Raw genomic sequence first — 19,870 nt, 5'->3', positions numbered from 1 at the left:
ATCACATTTTTTGCTATCTGTAAAATAGCCGAAATTCAATTCAGAATAAAAACAAAAATATCCTACATATAGCAAATATATTAGTCAGTCTATTATTATTTTCTTTAGTACAACATCAGAATTGGTTATGGGGATTTACCCTATTTTGGTTTCTGACAAATTTATGCTTAATCATAGCAATCTATTTTATTTACGCATTCGATAAATTTTCAGCAAAAACAAAAATATTTCTGGCAGCAATATCCTGTTTTATTGGCAGTTTTACATTAATACAAGGATTATTTTCTTGGTTTGTACTTATACCATCAATATTTTGGCTTGAAGGTAAACCAAAACAAAAAATTAGTAGAGTCACTATTTGGATTTTACTCTTTATACTTTCATGTTTAATATATTCAATTAACTATAATCCCATTCGAGAGCCAAAACCATTTTTATTTACAGAACAACCATTCTTAATCATCAATTACTTTTTAGCTATTTTAGGTTTACCTTTAGTGAGAATTTCCATTCCAGCAATTGTGACAGGATTAATATTATTTTCTAGTTTTATATTTTTCACGTTTTATTTTCTCAAGAAACCCTGGTTTAATGAAGTCAGAAGTCGTAGGGGCGTTAACGAAGTTATGCGAAGCAAACGGCCGTTCGCCCGTACAGAAGTCAGAAGTGATTTTTGCAACGGAGATTTAAGCTCCGCTCCAAAAATCTTTCTCCTTAAAAGGTGGGGTTTTAGACCCAATTATTTTGATAAATTTACCTTTACTCCGGCAGCTATTCCTTGGTTAACAATAGGAACATTTTCTCTCATTTCTGCTCTATCTATTTCTGTAGGGAGGGCAGAATATGGTGTGGAAAATGCAATGATTTCTTCGCGGTATACAACTACGTCAATTTTATTAATTATTTCCCTAATTTATCTGTTTGGTTTATTCCTGCAAGAGCAGCAAAAGTATTTATCAATATACAAAATTTTTGCTGTAGTAATGACAGGAATTATGATGGTTAACTCGGTGTATGTTGTTACTAATGTAAAATCAAGTTTTCCCTACATGGAAAGTCGGAAAGAGTGTCTAGAAATAATTAACTATTTGGAAGATTCAGAATTTATTCAAGAATCACAGGATAGCTGTTTAGTATTAATGAATGGCAAAACCTGGTTAGTCAGAGAAGGTGCAGAAATTATGGAAAAATTAGGATGGCGAAAATTCCCACAAAATCTGGAATTTATTACAGAAACAAAAGAAACTTATGGTTATTTAGATTATCCTCAAACAACTGAAAAAACTCTAATTATTAATAGGGATGAAACTCTTAGTTTAGGGGATGGGCAATTAGACCGGATAGAAATAAACAACCAAATTTAGTTTTACTTTCTGCTGGGCAAAATAAATCTTTTTTTGCTAATGCTATTGTTAATTTAGAGAGTAATGATATTGCTAAAGTTATGAAGTCAAAAAAGTATAGTAGAGCGCGATGGAAAGTCACATTTTCAGCTAAGTCTTTACCTATGGGAGAAACCGTCATTAATGCTTGGGTTTATAATTCTGATAAACAAGAATTTATTAAATTGAATGATGAAGTTAAAGTCAGGGTAGAAAATGGTTTATAAGATAATAATAACTGCCAAAATTACCTTTAAATTTATTTCAAGACTAATATAGCAATATGATTTTAGTTGTGATATATTGGATATTTTTAGGCAACAGGCAACAGCTCCGGAAGGCAATAGAGAAGAAGAAAAAAACAAATATATATGAGTAAGATAACTGCTATATTCTAAACTTTAAAGGAATATCTCAATTTTCACATCTGATTCCTGATTGCTATAGCTAAAGTTCCTTAAAAAGGACTGAAAATACGGAGTCCTCTTGAGAGGAATTAAGCTGTGAGCATTTTAATCCTTGGCATATTGATTGAGCTGTGAGTTAGGGATTTTAATCTCTAGAGAATTTTCAAGGAAAATCGTCTTTATCAATCATTTGTTCTAGGTAAAAATTTCCCGAATAATTAAGGTTTAAAGCCTCTCATTTAAAGGATAAACAAGGAAAATTTTTCTTTTGAGTCAATCCTCTCCTTGAACAGAAGAGGTAATAATTAATTATTAATTGTTAATTATTAATTAGGGCTTGCTGATTAATTCTAAAAGTATTGACTGATATTGGTTTGAGCGTTTTATATTTGAAAAAAATACCAACTTTTCGGTGAAAAAAGCTCAAAAAGCTAGTATTTTGGGATGATTATGGCAGAAAAATTGAGAGACAATTCTTAACTCCTACCTCCTGGCTAATTCCCATTTCTCCTGTCTCCTGTCTCCTATCTCCTACCCCAGCAAAAAGACTTTCCATACGCAAACCCTAATTATTAATCGTTGAAAGTTTCTTTTGAATGATGTTGTTTTTGATTATCTACATAAGCGATCGCTCGTTCTAGTTGTGTTTTTCCCAAAGAAAATACACCATATCCTGCTTGCCAAGCAAATTTTTTTTCCTTCGGAAGTAGAAAATTATTTAAATAATGAGAACTACTACCTTTAATATTTTTCACAAAATCAGAAATAGCTAAAGTAGGTGGGACTCAAATGTAAGCATTTCTTCCGGAATGCGGAGCTAACAGCTATTAGCTGTCAGGTAGCTTCCTCCGGAGGAACTTTCCTACGGAATGCTACGCAAACGTTAACAGCAAAAAGACTTTCTCTTTAAGAACAGTGTTTAAATTAACAACTGACTTTAAGGTCAAGGGAACCACCTTTTGTAGTAAGACAATTAAATATTGCTTTGATCGTAAACTAAAGGCAATAGCTGATAGCTGATAACGCAGTTCCTCCGATAGGAGGCTAGCTGACGGCTGTTTGCGCAGCAGTCCGCAGGAAATGCTTACACTGAAACTACTAAATGAATATGATTTTCTGTACCATTAATCCCATGAATAATACAATTAATAGCATTAACTTTGCCAATAATATAATGATAAAGTTGAGGTTATATATTTAGTATGATTAGAGGTTTTCTTTGTTTAGTTGACCAAACAAAATTATAGAAAAGTCGCCATAATGCCATGCTAATTTTGATATTTTAAATGTACAAATTCAGGTTAAAATTGATATCCTGCACAAAAATGAATTTCTGTACTAACACCTTAAAATTTTTAGTCTCTTTTAAGGGACTTCAGTTATAAGCCTGGGATTTTAATCTCAGGTAATATTTTAATCAAATATTATGCAAAAAAATCATTGTCCCTTATGTCATACAGATAAATTTAACTACTACAAAGCAGGGGATGACTATCTATTAGCTAAATGCTCTGTATGTGGTATGGTCTGGGATAATAATCCACCAAAAAATCCCACTGCTATTTATCAAGAAGATTACTATAATAACGATTTTCCTAAAGGAGGATATTCTAATTATTTTCAAGGCATGAAAATTAATAGCCAGACTTTTCGAGAGCGTTTATTGAAGGCTGAGAAAAAACTTTCTAGTAAAGGTTTATTATTAGATGTAGGTTGTGCTTTAGGTGATTGTTTGGAGCAAGCAAAAGATTTAGAATGGGATAATCCTCAAGGTTTAGAAGTATCAGAATATGCAGTAAATTTTGCTAAAAGTCGTGGTTTATCTGTCTGTCAAGGAGATTTGTTTAATCATAGTTTTGAACCTAATTATTTTGATTTAATTATGTTGCAAGATATGATTGAACATACAACAAATCCTATTGCTCAACTAACAGCAGCTTATCAACTTTTGAAACCGGGAGGATGGATTTTTATTACTACTCCGAATGTGGGAGGATTTTGGCATAGATTATTAGGTTCTTTATGGTATCACTATAAACCAACAGAACATCTGACTTATTTCTCTCTTGATACGATGAAATTTGCCTTGGAAAAAACAGGATTTTCTGATGTAGAATCAAAGCCAACCAATAATTCTATGAGTGTGGAATATATACTCGATCGACTCAAATATTATCAGCCAACTTTATTCTCCTTTTTACTGAGAATTGCTCGAACTCTAAATCTCCATAAATTAGTTTTTTCTCTATGCATAGGAGAATTAGAAGCTTGGGAAAGAAAAGTAGGGGAGTAGGGGAGTAGGGGAGTGAGGGAGTGGGGGAGTGGGGGGAGTGTGGGGAGAGAGGGAAGTTTTGAACTATTTATTTATTGTATAAAAATGTACATTTTTGTGGAAATTTTATACTGAATAAAAGTGATTACTCACCCCTTTGTGAAAAACCTACCCTTGTAAGGACTAGGGAAGAAGTAAACATCAGAATAATTAACAATAACTGGGGTGCTAATTATCAAAAAAGTTCCATGGGTCTGTGTTAATTACTTAATAATTGAAATGTCGCCTAAGTTAAGTATTCTTTTTTCACCGTTGGTATGAGGGAAAAAAAGGTTGACAAAATAGACAAGATAAAGTTCTATATCTATGGAATTTTTAACTGTGAATATAGCAGAAAGAAGAAGGAAGAAGATTTTAGTTATCTAGGATAGAAGGAAAAATTTTGCGTTGTCTGAGTTTTAAGCTTTTGATATGTCCTAACCGCTTTGGCGGTTGCTATATTTTCACTCTAAAACCTACAACCTAAAACCTAACACCTAACACCTAACACCTAATCAGACTTAAAACTTAAAACCTAAAACCTACTACCTATTAAATAAATTGAGGTCATATAAATGAATGTAATTCAAACAGAAATCCCAGAAGTATTGCTGATAGAGCCAAAAGTTTTTGGAGATGAACGTGGCTTTTTTATGGAAAGTTTTAATCAACGCAATTTTTCAGAAAAAACAGGAGTAAGTCTGGAATTTGTACAAGATAATCACTCTCGTTCTAGTCAAGGTGTACTTCGAGGTTTACATTATCAAATTCAACAAGCTCAAGGTAAATTATTACGAGCAGTTGTGGGAGAAATATTTGATGTTGCTGTAGATATTCGGAAAAATTCTCCTAATTTTGGTAAATGGGTAGGTTATCTTTTAAGTGCAGAAAATAAACGACAACTTTGGGTGCCTCCTGGTTTTGCTCATGGTTTTTTAGTGGTGTCTGAAACTGCTGATGTTTTGTATAAGACTACCGACTATTACGCGCCAGAATACGAACGTTCAATTATTTGGAATGACCCAGAAATTGGTATTATTTGGCCTCTAGAAGGAATTGAGGTGAAATTATCTAAAAAAGATCAAGCTGGTACAACCTTAAAAGATGCTGATTTGATGTAAATGCTCTGCAAAAGGGATTTACCTAATGTCTGCACCCTAAATTGTAGTGCTATATTTACTATTCCCTATTCAATTCAATCAACTGAGGTCAAAAAAAATGAATGTAATTCAAACAGAAATCCCCGAAATATTGTTAATAGAGCCACAAGTTTTTGGAGATGAACGAGGCTTTTTTATGGAAAGTTTTAATCAACGCAATTTTTCAGAAAAAACAGGAGTAAGTCTGGAATTTGTACAAGATAATCACTCTCGTTCTAGTCAAGGTGTACTTCGAGGTTTACATTATCAAATTCAACAAGCTCAAGGTAAATTATTACGAGCAGTTGTGGGAGAAATATTTGATGTTGCTGTAGATATTCGGAAAAATTCTCCTAATTTTGGTAAATGGGTAGGTTATCTTTTAAGTGCAGAAAATAAACGACAACTTTGGGTGCCTCCTGGTTTTGCTCATGGTTTTTTAGTGGTGTCTGAAACTGCTGATGTTTTGTATAAGACTACCGACTATTACGCGCCAGAATACGAACGTTCAATTATTTGGAATGACCCAGAAATTGGTATTATTTGGCCTCTAGAAGGAATTGAGGTGAAATTATCTAAAAAAGATCAAGCTGGTACAACCTTAAAAGATGCTGATTTGTTTTAACAATAGGAGTCAGGAGTCAGGAGTCAGGAGTCAGAATATTTTTGTAAAAATTACTTGCTAGAATGATTTTGCTTGTAGTTTAGTTTTGCTTATCTACCTAGTCAAAGGAAGAGAAAATCAGGAAATTATCAAACTGTGAAAGACTCAAAACTCAGAATTGGGAATTGAAAAGATTTCGGCAAACTTTCTAGCTGAAGTAATTTTTTAGAGAGAGTAAAATTTCACCGATCTACTTACTTAAAGGCAGAATGAAAATCGGCAAATTCTCAAACTGTAAAATACTCAAAAATCAGAATTGAGAATTCCGAAGATTTGAGCAAAGAGAGAGTAAAATTTCACCGATCTACTTACTTAAAGGCAGAATGAAAATCGGCAAATTCTCAAACTGAAAATTCTCAAAACTCAGAACAGAGAATTCCAAAGATTTCGACAAACTTTCTAGCTGAAGTGATTTGTCAGAGAGGGTGAAATTTTTCTTATCTACTTACTTAAAGACAGAATGAAAATCGGCAAATTCTCAAACTGTAAAATTCTCAAAACTCCAAATTGAGAATTGAGAAGATTTCGGCAAACTTTCTAGTTGAAGTAATTTTTCAGAGAGGTTGAAATTTTGCCTATCTACTTACTTAAAGACAGAATGAAAATCGGCAAATTCTCAAGCTGTAAAATTCTCAAAACTCAGAATTGGGAATTATCAAGATTTCGGCAAACTTTCTAGTTGAAGTGATTTTTCAGAGAGGGTGTAATTTTCTCTATCTACTTACTTAAAGACAGAATGAAAATCGGCAAATTCTCAAGCTGTAAAATACTCAAAACTCGGAATTGAAAATTGAGAAGATTTCGGCAAACTTTCTAGCTGAAGTGATTTTCTGGAGAGAGTAAAATTCTGCCGATCTACTTAGTTAAAGGTAGAATGAAAATTGGAAAATTCTCAAGCTGCCAAATACTCAAAACTCAGAATAGAAAATTCAGGAGATTTGAGCAAACTTTCTAGCTGAAGTCATTTTTCAGAGAGAGTGAAATTTTGCTTATCTAATTACTTCAAAGACATAATGAAAATCGGCAAATTATCAAGTGGTAAAATACTCAAAACTCTGAATTGAAAGTTCTGGAGATTTCGGCAAACTTTCTAGCTGAAGTGATTTTTCACAGAGAGTGAAATTTTGTCTATCTACTTACTTCAAGACAGAATCAAAATCGCAAAATTCTCAAACTGTAAAAGACTCAAAACTCAGAATTGGGAATTCCGAAAATTTCGGCAAACTTTCTAGGTGAAGTGATTTTTCACAGAGAGTGAAATTTTGTCTATCTACTTACTTCAAGACAGAATCAAAATCGGCAAATTCTCAAACTGTCAAATACTCAAAACTTGGAACAGAGAATTGAGAATATTTCGGCAAACTTTCTAGTTGAAGTGACTTTTCAGAGAGAGTGAAATTTTTATTATCTACTTACTTCAAGACAGAATCAAAATCGGCAAATTATCAAGCTGTAAAATACTCAAAACTCAGAACAGAGAATTGAGAATATTTCGGCAAACTTTCTCCCTGAAGTAATTTTTTAGAGAGGTTTAAATTTTGCCTATCTGCTGACTCAAAGGCAGAATGAAAATCGGCAAATTCTCAAGTAGTAAAATACTCAAAACTTAGAACAGAGAATTGAGAATATTTCGGCAAACTTTCTCCCTGAAGTAATTTTTTAGAGAGGTTTAAATTTTGCCTATCTACTTACTCAAAGGCAGAATGAAAATCGGCAAATTCTCAAGTAGTAAAATACTCAAAACTTAGAACAGAGAATTGAGAATATTTCGGCAAACTTTCTAGCTGAAGTAAATTTCCAGAGAAGGTAAAATTTTCCTCATCTACTTACTTAAAAGAAGAATGAAAATCGGCAAAATTCTCAAGCTGTAAAATACTCAAAACTTAGAACAGAGAATTGAGAATATTTCGGCAAACTTTCTCCCTGAAGTAATTTTTTAGAGAGGGTGAAATTTTGCCTATCTACTTACTTAAAGACAGAATGAAAATCGGCAAATTCTCAAGTAGTAAAATACTCAAAACTCGGAACAGAGAATTGAGAATATTTCGGCAAACTTTCTAGCTGAGGTTATTTTCCAGAGAGGGTGAAATTTTGCCTATCTACTTACTCAAAGACAGAATGAAAATCGGCAAATTCTCAAGTAGTAAAATACTCAAAACTTAGAACAGAGAATTGAGAATATTTCGGCAAACTTTCTAGCTGAGGTTATTTTTAATAGAATGCTTTATTTTGCTTATCTATCTAGTTAAAAGCAAAATAAAAAGAGTAAAATTATGAATATGAATCTGGCATATTTTGTAAAGCAAAAGAGTTCTATTATATTTGGTTGTATGGCTTAATTTGAGGTAATTATTATGGTAGATCCAATTAGTGTGAGCGTGATTTTCAATCTGATCAATCTGATCGATCAAGATAACAAAGGTAACAATGACACTTTCTGTCTTTCCTTAAATAAGGATGACATATTTAGAGATATTTTAACGACTGACCAAAATATAAAGAATGATTCGTCAAAACTACTGAAGGGAATTTTCTTATATACAGATGTAGACAAAGAGATAGTTAATTATACAAGAGATAACTTTCAGGAATTTTACAAATTAACTGGAGACTGGAGTAAAATATACATCTTAGAAAAACCTGAGCCTAACCTTGGCTCACTCATAAAATATTGGCAGTCAATTCTTTATGCAGAATTGTATGAAAAGTTTTCTTTAAGTAGATGGTTATTTGAAACTAAACCATTTAATAGAAACGAATCTTACGATATAGCTAGACAACTAGATATCCTTCCCGAACAATTACCTTGTTTAGTCTTATTACCACCCTTAACAGAAATATCTGGTCGAGAAAAACTAATTATCCCTATTCAAGAAGTATCAGCAAATTATTTTAGAAAAATATTTTCGACTTTAGAACAGATAGTTAAACAAACAGAGGAGAAAAATAAATATGAAGCTATCAAAATCAGATTTAGCGACCTGATAGAATACTTAGATAAAAATTCCGAAAAAATTGTTCAACGAACAACAACAGAATATCAAATAAATGGAACAAATATTTTTGTTAATAGCCAAACGGAGAATTTTCAAATGACCGAAAATAATCGCGATATTCAAATTAGCGGAGACAGTAAAATCGCCAGCATTGTTGGAGGAGAAGGAAAAATATATACAGCGAATATTAACCAGAATAATTATTCATCCGAACAAAGACAAACCTTACAAGAGGCAGCAAAAGAAATTCAACAATTATTAGAACAACTATCTAAAACAGACTATTCCTCAAATCCCACCAATAACTTAGAAATTGCTAATCAAGCAATTCAAGAAATAGAAAAAAATCCCTCTCTAAAATCTCGAATAATTACAGCATTAAAAGCAGGAGGAAAAGAAACATTCAAAGAATTAATAGACCATCCAGCAGTTAATATATTAATGGCTTCAATTGAAGGTTGGAGTAGTGCCAAATAGAAAAACAAAAATCAAATCTAAATATTATTGAAAAATCACAAATGAAAATCTTATTAACAGGCATTAACGGACAACTTGGCCACCAACTACAACCCCTCCTCACAAATATTGGAGAAGTAACCGCAGTGGGGCGAGAAAACTTAGACCTTGCAGACCCCAATGCCATCTCTCAACTAATTAGCCAAGTTAAACCAGAAATTATTGTCAATGCTGCTGCTTATACCGCAGTTGACAAATCTGAAAATGAGCCAGAATTAGCCAATGCGGTAAATGGTATTGCCCCTGGAATTATGGCAACCGAAGCCAAAAAATTAGGGGCAACCTTAATCCACATTTCCACCGACTACGTTTTTGATGGGAGTCAAAGTACACCCTACACAGAAACCGACCCTACCAACCCCCTCGGTATCTACGGCAAATCTAAATTAGCGGGAGAAAAGGCAATTCGAGAAACAGAAGCTAATCATATTATTATCAGAACAGCTTGGGTTTATGGGGTTTATGGTAAAGGTAACTTTGTCAAAACCATGTTGCGGGTAGGTAAAGATAGGGAAGAATTGAGAGTAGTTTACGACCAGGTAGGTTGTCCAACTTGGACCGGAGACTTAGCAGAAGCGATCGCTCAAATTATTCCTCATCTTAATTCAGAAACCTATGGAACTTATCACTATACAAATAGTGGAGCTATTAGTTGGTACGATTTTGCCATGACTATTTTTGAGGAAGCAAAACAATTGGGTTTTCCTTTAGAGGTAAAACGAGTAGTTCCTATAACTACTGCTGAGTATCCAACTCCAGCAAAACGACCTGCTTTTTCAGTTTTGAATAGTGGGAAAATTTCCCAAGTTTTGGGAAAACATTCTCCATATTGGCGAGATGGTTTGAGGCAAATGTTAAAGCAGTTAGCTGCTTTGAGCAATTAACAATCAGCTCTAACACAAGAGTTACTCAAAGAAACTATATGTTATGTAGTAGTAAGCAAAAACTATAACGTTGCAGTTTTTTATCTGAAACTCATGGGTACGATAAGTATGGAAAAACTTACTAATCAACAGCTATAGTTTTTTGTTATACCTATTTCCAGATAATAAATTTGTCTAATGAATTCTACTATTACTCCCTCTCCTTGGATAAAAATATTTTCCACAGAGTGATAAACACAAGAGTGACTCAAAGAAACTATATGTTATGTAGTAGTAAGCAAAAACTATAACGTTGCAGTTTTTTATCTGAAACTCACGGGTACGATAAGTATGGAAAAACTTACTAATCAACAGCTATAGTTTTTTGTTATACCTATTTCCAGATAATAAATTTGTCTAATGAATTCTACTATTACTCCCTCTCCCTAGATAAAAATATTTTCCACAGAGTGATAAACACAAGAGTTACTCAAACAGGCTATATATATTAAGCAAAAACTATAACGTTGCAGTTTTTTATCTGAAACTCACGGGTACGATAAGTATGGAAAAACTTACTAATCAACAGCTATAGTTTTTTGTTATACCTATTTCCAGATAGTAAATTTGTCTAATGAATTCTACTATTACTCCCTCTCCTTGGATAAAAATATTTTCCACAGAGTGATAAACACAAGAGTGACTCAAAGAAACTATATATATTAAGCAAAAACTATAACGTTATAGTTTTTGTATCTGAAACCTATGAGTGAGGTAAGTGTTGAAAAAATTACTCCTCAACAGCTATAGTTTTTTGTTATACCTATTTCCAGATAATAAATTTGTCTAATGAATTCTACTATTACTCCCTCTCCTTGGATAAAAATATTTCAACCAATTTCTCAACCCACCCTACGTTTATTCTGTTTTCACTCTTCTGCATCTGGTGCTTCCTTATTTCGCCTCTGGGGAAAACATTTACCATCTAATATTGAGGTTTGCGCCATACAATTACCAGGAAGAGAAACTCGGATAAAAGAAACTTTAATTACTAAATGGGATGACCTACTTTTTTCCCTAACTAAAGATTTGCAACCGTTTCTGACAGAATATCCCTTTGTGTTTTTCGGTCATAGTCTTGGTGGATTAATTTGTTTTGAAGTTGCCCGTAAATTACGAGCAAAAAAATTACCGACTCCTAAATATATGTTTATTTCTGGTCGTCGCGCTCCTCACATTCCTATTGATAACCAACTTCATCAAGCATCTAATCAGACTTTAATTTCGACCTTGCGTGAATACGGTGGTACCCCTGAAGCAGTCTTGGAAAACCGAGACCTGATGGAATTATTTTTGCCTATTTTACGAGCAGACTTTACCCTCAATGAAAAATATATTTATTCTCCTGAAGCACCTTTTCAATTTCCTATTGTTGCTTTCAGAGGTATAAATGATACAGCAGTAAATTTACAACAGTTATCTGAATGGGAAAAGTATACTGTTGGTAATTTTGCTTTACATGAATTTCCTGGCGGCCATATGTTTTTCCTACAACAACCAGAAACTTTAATGGAGGCAATTTTCAAATTTCTGTAGGGTAAAAAAGATGAACCTATTTTAAATTAATCTGTACATCCGTGCCCAAATTCCTGTCTTGACATCCGTGCCCAAATTCCTGTCTTGCCTTCCAATTTATGTTAGTCAAAAAAAAGTCAGAAGTTACCTTTCTAATTCTCACCACCATTGTAATTTTACTCCCTGCCTTCTATATACTTTTATGATATCTAAAGCAGGAGAGCTGCTAAATTTTGACTATTGGTGGATGATTCAAAATATCTATTCTATAGATGGTTTTTCCACTAATATTTTTGACTGGATGTTTCGGGCAAATGAACACTTTGTTTTAATTCCTGCCATAATTTATGCTCTAAATATTGTTATTACCAAAGGTTCCAATATTGGATTGTGTCTAGCTACATTTTTCCTGGCTTCTATTCAGGGAATTTTATTAATGGCATTAGTACCTAATACCCTGAAAAAAGATCGGACAATACTTCTATTATTAATTCTATTTATCTCCATTTTTAACTTTACTCCTGCTGCTGCTCATAATTGGATGCGTGGATATAGTGGTGTACATTGGGTAATTGCTAATTTATTTGTTATTGCCTCAATTTTTTGTGTAAATAGATTGGTCGAATCTCCACAAAATAAATGGTTAATTGTCAGTATCAGCTTAGGAATTTTAGGATGTATTAGTTATAGTACAGCTTTGGGAATTTGGCCGATATTATCTGCCGTTGCTATTTTATTTAAACTGCCGAAAAGATTTACTATCTCCTATATTATTTTTTCTATTTTAGTAATAGGAATTTATTTCCTCACTTACACAACACCCTCTCATCATCCCTCTTTGTCTAAACTAAATTTAATTAATATAATTGCTTATATTCCTGTTTATCTAGGAGCAATTTTTACTCATAATATCCCCGTAGCTTCAACAATAGGTTGGTTCGGATTAATTTTGACAGGATTATTTTTTACTTATTGGTTATTTTCATCTTATCCTCAAGACTGGCTACCGTGGTTATCAATAATAACTTATACTTTAGGCACTGCTTTAATGGCAGCAGTTAGTCGTTCTGGGTTTGGAGTCGAACAAGCGATCGCTTCTCGTTATGCTACTCTACCTTCTCTATTTTGGTTAAGTCTAATTATCCTAATTTTCTTATGGCTCCAACAACAGCAACCCATTCTCAAAAAACAGTGGTATTTTGTTATGCCATTAGTGGCAGTTTTGACTGTTTTAACTATATTAATGTATCGAGTAGGCACGGAAACTTTTAGAGAAATTGCTCATCGCGCAACTTATCAACCTTTAGTAGGATTATCTTTACAACTTGGTATTTCTGACCCGGTTTTAATTAAAGAAAAAGTAGGCAACCGACCTGCTGCTTTTTTAGGTTTAGTAGATGCTTTAAAAGCTGATGGTTTAGTACCTTTTAATCGAGATATAAAAAGGATAATTTTTGTGCAAATTTGGATGAAAAAATTAACCCAGATTTATTAACAGCAAAGCAACCAGAAAATTTCCAGGGATATTTTGATACTGTGACTAAATTTTCTTCTACTACAGCTAGAGTAAATGGATGGGTAAATCAAGTTAAAAGTCCAAAGTTAAAAGTCCAAAGCAAAGAGAATGTTCAGATTAAATGTATTGCTATTCTGAATCAAGAAAATGTGGTTAAAGGTTTTGGAATGTCAGGTTTTCCTCGTGCTGATGTAGCAGAATTATTAGGAGGTGAATATGAATTATCCGGCTGGAAAGGATATATTCAAGCCTCAAAAAACGATGTTTTAACAGCTTATGTTAAATTGAAAAATAGTCAAGATTGGATAGCTTTAACCAATCAACATAGTTTTGAGAATTAGAATTAAACCTAGAATCTTCATTAATTGATAATGGATAATGGATAATGGATAATTACCTCTGGTTAAAACCGTTACGGAATTGAAGATAAGGAAATATTATTTCTTTATTTTCCCCTTGTAGAGCGACAGCTCGCGGCGCAGCTAAGGGGAGGCTTTTAACCTGAATTATTTAATTAATAATGATTAATTATTAATTATTCGGTAAATACCTAAGTTTTGTGATGGAATTAAATGAAATTTCTTACTATTCTCAATCAAGAAAGAATTGTCAAAAGTTTTAGAATATCAGGTTTTACTCCTGCCTATGTCGCAGAATTATTCGGAGCTGAGAATCTTAAATACCTCAATTTTGTGATTCTGGGAATTAAATGAAATGTCTTACTATTCTCAATGCTGAGAATCTTAAATACCTCAATTTTATGATTCTGGGAATTAAATGAAATGTCTTACTATTCTCAATCAAGAAAGAATTGTCAAAAGTTTTAGAATGTCAGATTTTACTCCTGCCTATGTCGCAGAATTATTCGGAGCTGAGAATCTTAAATACCTCAATTTTGTGATTCTGGGAATTAAATGAAATGTCTTATTATTCTCAATCAAGAAAGAATTTTCAAAAGTTTTAGAATGTCAGATTTTACTCCTGCCTATGTCGCAGAATTATTCGGAGCTGAGAATCTTAAATACCTCAATTTTATGATTCTGGAAATTAAATGAAATGTCTTACTATTCTCAATCAAGAAAGAATTGTCAAAAGTTTTAGAATGTCAGATTTTACTCCTGCCTATGTCGCAGAATTATTCGGAGCTGAGAATCTTAAATACCTCAATTTTATGATTCTGGGAATTAAATGAAATGTCTTACTATTCTCAATCAAGAAAGAATTGTCAAAAGTTTTAGAATGTCAGATTTTACTCCTGCCTATGTCGCAGAATTATTCGGAGCTGAGAATCTTAAATACCTCAATTTTGTGATTCTGGGAATTAAATGAAATGTCTTACTATTCTCAATGCTGAGAATCTTAAATACCTCAATTTTATGATTCTGGGAATTAAATGAAATGTCTTACTATTCTCAATCAAGAAAGAATTTTCAAAGGTGTTGAAATGTCAGATTTTACTCCTGCCTATGTCGCAGAATTATTCGGAGCTGAGAATCTTAAATACCTCAATTTTGTGATTCTGGGAATTAAATGAAATGTCTTACTATTCTCAATCAAGAAAGAATTTTCAAAGGTGTTGAAATGTCAGATTTTACTCCTGCCTATGTCGCAGAATTATTCGGAGCTGAGAATCTTAAATACCTCAATTTTATGATTCTGGGAATTAAATGAAATGTCTTACTATTCTCAATCAAGAAAGAATTTTCAAAGGTGTTGAAATGTCAGATTTTACTCCTGCCTATGTCGCAGAATTATTCGGAGCTGAGAATCTTAAATACCTCAATTTTATGATTCTGGGAATTAAATGAAATGTCTTATTATTCTCAATGCTGAGAATCTTAAATACTTCAATTTTGTGATTCTGAGAATTAAATGAAATGTCTTATTATTCTCAATCAAGAAAGAATTTTCAAAGGTTTTAGAATGTCAGATTTTACTCCTGCCTATGTCGCAGAATTATTCGGAGCTGAGAATCTTAAATACCTCAATTTTGTGATTCTGAGAATTAAATGAAATGTCTTATTATTCTCAATCAAGAAAGAATTTTCAAAGGTTTTGGAATGTCAGATTTTACTCCTGCCTATGTCGCAGAATTATTCGGAGCTGAGAATCTTAAATACTTCAATTTTGTGATTCTGAGAATTAAATGAAATGTCTTATTATTCTCAATGCTGAGAATCTTAAATACTTCAATTTTGTGATTCTGGGAATTAAATGAAATGTCTTATTATTCTCAATCAAGAAAGAATTGTCAAAAGTTTTAGAATGTCAGATTTTACTCCTGCCTATGTCGCAGAATTATTCGGAGCTGAGAATCTTAAATACCTCAATTTTGTGATTCTGAGAATTAAATGAAATGTCTTATTATTCTCAATCAAGAAAGAATTGTCAAAAGTTTTAGAATGTCAGATTTTACTCCTGCCTATGTCGCAGAATTATTCGGAGCTGAGAATCTTAAATACTTCAATTTTGTGATTCTGGGAATTAAATGAAATGTCTTACTATTCTCAATCAAGAAAGAATTGTCAAAAGTTTTAGAATGTCAGGTTTTCCTCGTGCCGATATAGAATACAGCAATTTTGGGTTAAAGAAAGAAGGCAGAAGGCAGAAGTTTTGTAGTCTACCTTAATAGTTTTGATAATCAGAATTGAACCTTGAATAGTAAATACCTCAGTTTTGTCATTCCAGTTTATAACGAAGAAGTCACAATCAAACCCTTGTTTGAGAGAATTTTAGATGTCATGAATTGAGCTGAAACTAATAGTTATGAAATAATTTTTGTCCATAGCCCTAGTAGCGATCGCTGTTGAATATAAATTAATCAATTAATCAAAATATCTATTCAAGCCAAAACTAACTAGATAACTTTAAATAAAGCTCAGAATCTCAAACAAACTCAAGATAGTCACAATCAAAAATCAAGAAAATATTCAACGCTCAAAGATAATGTTTGAAAAGTTTATGTTACATTGTAAAATTGCCTAGATTTGCTAGCTTTACCAAATCAACATAGTTTTGATAATCAGAGTTGAACCTTGAATAGTAAATACCTCAGTTTTGTCATTCCAGTTTATAACGAAGAAGCCACAATCAAACCCTTGTTTGAGAGAATTTTAGATGTTATGAATTGAGCTGAAACTAATAGTTATGAAATAATTTTTGTCCATAGCCCTAGTAGCGATCGCTGTTGAATATAAATTAATCAATTAATCAAAATATCTATTCAAGCCAAAACTAACTAGATAACTTTAAATAAAGCTCAGAATGTCAAACAAACTCAAGATAGTCACAATCAAAAATCAAGAAAATATTCAACGCTCAAAGATGATGTTTGAAAAGTTTATGTTAAATTATAAAATTGCCTAGCTTTACCAAATCAACATAATTTTGATAATCAGAATTGAACCTTGAATAGTAAATACCTCAGTTTTGTCATTCCAGTTTATAACGAAGAAGCCACAATCAAACCCTTGTTTGAGCGAATTTTGGATGTAATGAATTTAGCTGAAATTAATAGTTATGAAATTCTTTTATAGATGATGGTAGTAACGACTCGTCTTGGATAGAAATTAATAAATTAATCAAAGAACATCCCCAGAAAATCAAAGGAATTAGATTAAGAAGAAACTTTGGTAAATCTTCCGCCTTATCTGCTGGATTTAAAAAAGCTACAGGAAATATTATCTTTACTCTAGATGCAGATTTACAAGATGACCCCGCAGAAGTACCTAAATTTTTGGAAAAGTTAGAGTCAGGATATGATTTAGTTTCTGGATGGCGAAAACATCGTAACGACCCTTTTTCCAAAACATTACCATCGAAATTATTTAATGGAGTAACATCAATTTTAACTGGAGTAAAATTACATGATTTTAACTGTGGCTTAAAAGCTTATAAAAAAGAAGTATTAGACTGTATCAAAGTCTATGGAGAATTACATAGATATATTCCAGTATTAGCCCATAGTTTGGGATTTAAAATTTCTGAAGTAGCGGTGCGACATCATCGGCGGAAACAGGGAAAATCTAAATATGGTTTAGAGCGTTATACCCGTGGTTTTCTCGATTTATTAACTGTTTTAGCAACTACTCATTATTTACATAAACCAGGTCATTTATTTGGAAGTTTAGGATTATTATTCGGTGCTTTGGGAATGACATCTTTAGGTTATTTGACTATACTTTGGTTTATGGAAATTCGACCTATAGGTACTCGCCCTTTATTTTTATTTGGAATTTTGTGTATTATTCTGTCCGTACAATTAATATCTTTAGGAATTTTGGCAGAATTAATAACTAAAAATATAGATGATGATTATGTGGATAAGCAGATTTGTGAAGTTATAGAAGAGAGTGAAGAAAATGTTTAGGAGAACTAGGTAATTTCAGTTATCAGTTATCAGTTATCAGTTATCAGTTATCAATTATCAGTTGGAAAAAAACAGCCGGAAATCCTCTACTTTTAGGAATAGCAATTGTTTATTCTGTCTTAAAACATGAGACTTTAGTAACTTGCCTCTATAGATATAGAGTCAGAAATAGATGAGCTTATTTTAGAAGAACTACTTCCCATTTCTCCTGACTCCTGACTCCTGACTCCTGACTACTCCCCTTATCAAAAGACTTTTTCAGCAAACCCTAAGTAGAATCAATAGAGTTCGATAATAATTAAAATATTGCCTATCCAAAGTTTAATTAGAAGTCGTAAAATACACAATCAAAAATAGAACGAGAAATTCTAAACTTGATGTTGATGAGATTTTGATAAAATTCGTTTTTATCATTTATTTCTATTTTTCCTGACTGAGCTAACTTTTTTAAAATTGCTAAAGTACCTCTAACATTTAGCCCTAACTTAATAGCCATCTTTCTAGCAGCTAAATCATCTAAAATAATAAAATCAGCTTGCAATTCTGTAGCTAAAGCAATAGTCTCTGACTCGCCTCTTCCCAAACTAACATTAAGCCTATTAAACAGGGATATTAAATTAGTTGCCTGTACCATAACTTTTTCTTTTCCTAATAACAGCTCACTCTGCTGAGTAATTTCATCATTCTTAGACTGAATTTCAGTAATAACCGATGGAGTTAAATAAAAATCATCATTAGCATTAAGAAATAACTCCAAAGCTTGCAACCTGACTAAAAAAATAATCGGAGATGAATCAATAAAAATTTTCAAATCTTTTACCACTTCCGTTCCTGTTCTACATCCTCTAAGGATAGATAAGAAAATTCAATTCCTAATAAATCTAAAGTATGCAATAATTCCTCAGAATCAATACCCATAATTTCAGCACCTTTCTTCAAACTAATTAATCGCGTCATCAAAGCACCTATTACAAACAGAATTTTTTCTTTTTGTTCCGTTTCTAAAAATACTGGCAAAGATGCTGCAATATCTTTGAAATCAACAGTGCTTGTCATTTTTATCCTGCCTATTAATCAATTTATTTAATCTCAGAATTAGGTTCATTAGAAACTTCAAATTTGTATATAAATAGAAGTGGGAAAAAGAAAAGCAAAAAGAAAAAAATCAAGCAGGTAATTAATATTGATAATCAAATATAAAAATCATATTTATGATATTTCAGATGTAGAAATAGTTCCTAATAATTAAAATTAAATATTTTGATTTAGTAGCTCACATTCTCGCGAGCAAAACATCAGAAAGCCTGGGCCATGCAATTTAGCATCGGTGTCAGGCTTTAAGTACTAATTTTGCATACTTCTTTGAAACTCTTCATAACTTGCGCCATCTGGCATTATGGCTCCTTGGAGAGCTGCTCCATCTATATTCAAGCTAGAAATATTAGCACCCAAAAGACTTGCTTCATTTAAGTCCGCAGCACTCAAAATAGCTTCTGTTAAATCAGCTCTCATTAAACTTGCTCCAATTAAATCAGCTCCTGCCATATCTGCTCTGGTCAAGTTAGCCCCAATTAAGTCTGCTTCATTCAGAATAGCGCGTCGGAAATTCACGCCATATAGGTTTGCCCCGTGCAAGTCTGTTTCACAGAGGATAGCTCTTGAGAGGTCAGCATTAATCATATTAACTTGACTAAAATTAGAACGACTTAAGTCTGCTCTAGTAAGTTTTGCTCCTGTTAAGTCAGCTTTGTTGAGTTTAGCCCCTGTCAGAATAGCTCCAGATAAATTGGCCCCACTTAGGTCTGCTCCAATTAGATTAGCTCGACTAAGATTAGCTTTGGCCAAATTTACTCGACTGAGATTAGCCCGACTCAGGTTGGCACCTATTAAGTCTGCTTCAAAAAGATTAGCCCCTTCTAATTCAGCTTCTAGCAAGTGTACTTCATGTAGATAAACACCACTGAAATTTCTTTCTCCTCTTGCGTACTGTCTTAATAATTCCTCTATTTTCATAATATGTTCATCAAAACTTTTCTTTAAAATATACTCCCATCAGAATAGATAAACAGGATGTTATGGCAGAAGGAAGAAGGAAAAAGGAAGAAGTAAAAAGGTGTTTAGTTATCTAGGAT

At 32.6% G+C, this 19,870-nt stretch carries 28 protein-coding genes and 1 pseudogene; 24 read left to right on the top strand and 5 right to left on the bottom strand.

Going from position 1 to position 19,870, the window contains the following annotated elements; genetic code table 11:
- Nucleotides 1-190: 190 nt before the first annotated feature.
- On the bottom strand, nt 191-355 hold the full coding sequence (locus SAGCYANO_RS20620; RefSeq protein ID WP_202221774.1) for a hypothetical protein: 165 nt from the start codon (nt 353-355) through the stop codon (nt 191-193).
- Nucleotides 356-521: 166 nt separating this feature from the next.
- Here SAGCYANO_RS20620 and SAGCYANO_RS20615 point away from each other — a divergent pair, with 166 nt between their 5' ends.
- Nucleotides 522-1,364: a hypothetical protein gene (locus SAGCYANO_RS20615; RefSeq protein WP_202221773.1), complete on the top strand. Its 843-nt coding sequence runs from the start codon at nt 522-524 to the stop codon at nt 1,362-1,364.
- A gap of 80 nt (nt 1,365-1,444) precedes the next feature.
- On the top strand, nt 1,445-1,609 hold the full coding sequence (locus SAGCYANO_RS20610) for a hypothetical protein (protein ID WP_202221772.1): 165 nt from the start codon (nt 1,445-1,447) through the stop codon (nt 1,607-1,609).
- Between the two features lie 752 nt (nt 1,610-2,361).
- On the opposite strand, the pseudogene SAGCYANO_RS20605 reads toward SAGCYANO_RS20610, so the two are convergent.
- Nucleotides 2,362-2,559, bottom strand: a pseudogene (locus SAGCYANO_RS20605) (transposase); the annotation flags it as partial.
- Between the two features lie 656 nt (nt 2,560-3,215).
- Here SAGCYANO_RS20605 and SAGCYANO_RS20600 point away from each other — a divergent pair.
- The 22 genes from SAGCYANO_RS20600 (at nt 3,216) to SAGCYANO_RS20505 (ending at nt 17,738) form a co-directional block, all read left to right on the top strand.
- A complete protein-coding gene (locus SAGCYANO_RS20600; RefSeq protein WP_202221770.1) occupies nt 3,216-4,082 on the top strand; it encodes a bifunctional 2-polyprenyl-6-hydroxyphenol methylase/3-demethylubiquinol 3-O-methyltransferase UbiG in 867 nt (288 codons plus the stop codon).
- Nucleotides 4,083-4,675: 593 nt separating this feature from the next.
- The gene (gene rfbC, locus SAGCYANO_RS20595) at nt 4,676-5,221 is read left to right on the top strand and encodes a dTDP-4-dehydrorhamnose 3,5-epimerase (RefSeq protein ID WP_202221769.1); all 546 of its coding nucleotides are present in this window, start codon (nt 4,676-4,678) and stop codon (nt 5,219-5,221) included.
- 97 nt (nt 5,222-5,318) lie between these two features.
- Complete coding sequence (gene rfbC, locus SAGCYANO_RS20590; protein ID WP_202221768.1) at nt 5,319-5,864, top strand: dTDP-4-dehydrorhamnose 3,5-epimerase; 546 nt, start codon at nt 5,319-5,321, stop codon at nt 5,862-5,864.
- Between the two features lie 2,393 nt (nt 5,865-8,257).
- The gene (locus SAGCYANO_RS20585) at nt 8,258-9,376 is read left to right on the top strand and encodes a hypothetical protein (protein WP_202221767.1); all 1,119 of its coding nucleotides are present in this window, start codon (nt 8,258-8,260) and stop codon (nt 9,374-9,376) included.
- Between the two features lie 41 nt (nt 9,377-9,417).
- Nucleotides 9,418-10,299: a dTDP-4-dehydrorhamnose reductase gene (gene rfbD, locus SAGCYANO_RS20580; RefSeq protein ID WP_202221766.1), complete on the top strand. Its 882-nt coding sequence runs from the start codon at nt 9,418-9,420 to the stop codon at nt 10,297-10,299.
- An 828-nt stretch (nt 10,300-11,127) separates the two neighbouring features.
- Nucleotides 11,128-11,874, top strand: coding sequence for a thioesterase II family protein (locus tag SAGCYANO_RS20575; RefSeq protein WP_202221765.1), 747 nt, complete (start codon nt 11,128-11,130; stop codon nt 11,872-11,874).
- Between the two features lie 181 nt (nt 11,875-12,055).
- Nucleotides 12,056-13,348, top strand: a complete 1,293-nt coding sequence (locus tag SAGCYANO_RS20570) for a hypothetical protein (protein WP_237396419.1) — start codon at nt 12,056-12,058, stop codon at nt 13,346-13,348.
- Nucleotides 13,318-13,710, top strand: coding sequence for a hypothetical protein (locus SAGCYANO_RS45105; protein ID WP_237396418.1), 393 nt, complete (start codon nt 13,318-13,320; stop codon nt 13,708-13,710). The genes SAGCYANO_RS20570 and SAGCYANO_RS45105 overlap by 31 nt, the downstream gene beginning before the upstream one ends.
- 231 nt (nt 13,711-13,941) lie before the next feature.
- Entirely contained in the window at nt 13,942-14,082 is a 141-nt protein-coding gene (locus SAGCYANO_RS20565) for a hypothetical protein (RefSeq protein WP_202221764.1), read from the top strand.
- Nucleotides 14,083-14,146: 64 nt separating this feature from the next.
- Nucleotides 14,147-14,287, top strand: a complete 141-nt coding sequence (locus SAGCYANO_RS20560; RefSeq protein ID WP_202221762.1) for a hypothetical protein — start codon at nt 14,147-14,149, stop codon at nt 14,285-14,287.
- Between the two features lie 133 nt (nt 14,288-14,420).
- The gene (locus SAGCYANO_RS20555; protein WP_202221763.1) at nt 14,421-14,561 is read left to right on the top strand and encodes a hypothetical protein; all 141 of its coding nucleotides are present in this window, start codon (nt 14,421-14,423) and stop codon (nt 14,559-14,561) included.
- Nucleotides 14,558-14,698, top strand: a complete 141-nt coding sequence (locus SAGCYANO_RS20550; protein WP_202221762.1) for a hypothetical protein — start codon at nt 14,558-14,560, stop codon at nt 14,696-14,698. Before SAGCYANO_RS20555 ends, SAGCYANO_RS20550 begins: the two co-directional genes overlap by 4 nt.
- Nucleotides 14,699-14,762: 64 nt before the next feature.
- The gene (locus SAGCYANO_RS20545) at nt 14,763-14,903 is read left to right on the top strand and encodes a hypothetical protein (RefSeq protein WP_202221761.1); all 141 of its coding nucleotides are present in this window, start codon (nt 14,763-14,765) and stop codon (nt 14,901-14,903) included.
- A complete protein-coding gene (locus SAGCYANO_RS20540; protein ID WP_202221760.1) occupies nt 14,900-15,040 on the top strand; it encodes a hypothetical protein in 141 nt (46 codons plus the stop codon). Before SAGCYANO_RS20545 ends, SAGCYANO_RS20540 begins: the two co-directional genes overlap by 4 nt.
- Nucleotides 15,037-15,177, top strand: a complete 141-nt coding sequence (locus tag SAGCYANO_RS20535) for a hypothetical protein (protein ID WP_202221760.1) — start codon at nt 15,037-15,039, stop codon at nt 15,175-15,177. Before SAGCYANO_RS20540 ends, SAGCYANO_RS20535 begins: the two co-directional genes overlap by 4 nt.
- A 64-nt stretch (nt 15,178-15,241) precedes the next feature.
- Complete coding sequence (locus SAGCYANO_RS20530; protein ID WP_202221759.1) at nt 15,242-15,382, top strand: hypothetical protein; 141 nt, start codon at nt 15,242-15,244, stop codon at nt 15,380-15,382.
- Nucleotides 15,379-15,519: a hypothetical protein gene (locus SAGCYANO_RS20525; protein WP_202221758.1), complete on the top strand. Its 141-nt coding sequence runs from the start codon at nt 15,379-15,381 to the stop codon at nt 15,517-15,519. Before SAGCYANO_RS20530 ends, SAGCYANO_RS20525 begins: the two co-directional genes overlap by 4 nt.
- A gap of 64 nt (nt 15,520-15,583) precedes the next feature.
- Nucleotides 15,584-15,724 carry a hypothetical protein gene (locus SAGCYANO_RS20520; RefSeq protein ID WP_202221757.1) on the top strand — a complete coding sequence of 47 codons (141 nt, stop codon included), beginning with the start codon at nt 15,584-15,586 and terminating at the stop codon, nt 15,722-15,724.
- A complete protein-coding gene (locus SAGCYANO_RS20515; RefSeq protein ID WP_202221756.1) occupies nt 15,721-15,861 on the top strand; it encodes a hypothetical protein in 141 nt (46 codons plus the stop codon). The genes SAGCYANO_RS20520 and SAGCYANO_RS20515 overlap by 4 nt, the downstream gene beginning before the upstream one ends.
- Complete coding sequence (locus SAGCYANO_RS20510; protein ID WP_202221755.1) at nt 15,858-15,998, top strand: hypothetical protein; 141 nt, start codon at nt 15,858-15,860, stop codon at nt 15,996-15,998. The genes SAGCYANO_RS20515 and SAGCYANO_RS20510 overlap by 4 nt, the downstream gene beginning before the upstream one ends.
- Nucleotides 15,999-16,776: 778 nt before the next feature.
- On the top strand, nt 16,777-16,905 hold the full coding sequence (locus SAGCYANO_RS47840) for a hypothetical protein (protein WP_255502627.1): 129 nt from the start codon (nt 16,777-16,779) through the stop codon (nt 16,903-16,905).
- A complete protein-coding gene (locus SAGCYANO_RS20505; RefSeq protein WP_307785944.1) occupies nt 16,902-17,738 on the top strand; it encodes a glycosyltransferase family 2 protein in 837 nt (278 codons plus the stop codon). Before SAGCYANO_RS47840 ends, SAGCYANO_RS20505 begins: the two co-directional genes overlap by 4 nt.
- A gap of 325 nt (nt 17,739-18,063) precedes the next feature.
- Here SAGCYANO_RS20505 and SAGCYANO_RS20500 read toward each other — a convergent pair whose 3' ends face one another.
- The 3 genes from SAGCYANO_RS20500 to SAGCYANO_RS20490 form a co-directional block, all read right to left on the bottom strand.
- Nucleotides 18,064-18,561 carry a DUF3368 domain-containing protein gene (locus SAGCYANO_RS20500; protein WP_202221754.1) on the bottom strand — a complete coding sequence of 166 codons (498 nt, stop codon included), beginning with the start codon at nt 18,559-18,561 and terminating at the stop codon, nt 18,064-18,066.
- A complete protein-coding gene (locus tag SAGCYANO_RS20495; RefSeq protein WP_202221753.1) occupies nt 18,555-18,794 on the bottom strand; it encodes a hypothetical protein in 240 nt (79 codons plus the stop codon). The genes SAGCYANO_RS20500 and SAGCYANO_RS20495 overlap by 7 nt, the downstream gene beginning before the upstream one ends.
- Before the next feature lie 288 nt (nt 18,795-19,082).
- Complete coding sequence (locus tag SAGCYANO_RS20490) at nt 19,083-19,751, bottom strand: pentapeptide repeat-containing protein (protein WP_202221752.1); 669 nt, start codon at nt 19,749-19,751, stop codon at nt 19,083-19,085.
- Nucleotides 19,752-19,870 lie beyond the last annotated feature (119 nt).

Origin of the sequence: Okeania sp. KiyG1, assembly GCF_014132355.1 — a bacterium.
Taxonomy (GTDB): Bacteria; Cyanobacteriota; Cyanobacteriia; order Cyanobacteriales; family Microcoleaceae; genus Okeania.
Note: the sequence above shows the minus strand (reverse complement) of the source record. Positions and strands in the feature narration are given on the sequence as shown.